This is a genomic window from Tsukamurella conjunctivitidis, from assembly GCF_007858475.1.
Classification (GTDB): Bacteria; Actinomycetota; Actinomycetes; order Mycobacteriales; family Mycobacteriaceae; genus Tsukamurella; species Tsukamurella conjunctivitidis.
Genome location: NZ_VIGX01000290.1, coordinates 1 through 527 on the forward strand (window position 1 = coordinate 1; position 527 = coordinate 527).

Below are 527 nucleotides of genomic sequence, written 5' to 3' on the forward strand. Positions count from 1 at the left end.
CCTCGAACCGGTCGGAGACGTACTTGAGGAACACCAGGCCCAGCACGACGTGCTTGTACTCGCTGGGCTCCTGGTTGCCCCTGAGCTTGTCAGCGGCATCCCACAGTGTCTGTTCGAGCGTTTTCGCTGGCTTCGCCTTCGCGGCCCGTCTCGCCATAGTTTGTACTCCTTCGCGCGAGAAACGCGCCTCTGTCTGCGATTGTTCAGCTCCATCTCAGGATACCGAGCACCACGGACATCTGAGGGCCTTCAGGAGTCGGGCGCGCCGCAGAGCGGCGCCCGGGGGTCGACGTGAGAGCGGTTGACGCGGCGTAAGCGCGTCATTTCATCAGAGCCTGGCTGCCTGTCGCGTTCGCCGCTCTCCTCGACCTGAGGAGGAGATCCATGGCTACGAACACCTTGGACAGCACGCCGCGAGTGTGGGTCGGCTGCCTGCACTGCTACAACTCCGGACGCCTCGTCGGCGAGTGGTTCGACGCCGTCGATGCGGACGAGGTCACCCTGACTGACGTGCACCGGGGCGCGGG

At 64.7% G+C, this 527-nt stretch carries 2 protein-coding genes; one reads left to right on the forward strand and one right to left on the reverse strand.

Features of this window, described 5'->3' with window-relative positions; translation table 11 throughout:
- Positions 1–157: type I restriction-modification system subunit M N-terminal domain-containing protein (locus FK530_RS25440; protein WP_146489536.1), on the reverse strand; the 157-nt coding region annotated here is incomplete at its 3' end.
- 227 nt (positions 158–384) lie between these two features.
- Between FK530_RS25440 and FK530_RS25445 the strand changes: the two genes are divergently transcribed.
- Positions 385–527 (forward strand): antirestriction protein ArdA (locus FK530_RS25445; protein ID WP_146489537.1); only part of this gene is annotated, 143 nt, incomplete at its 3' end.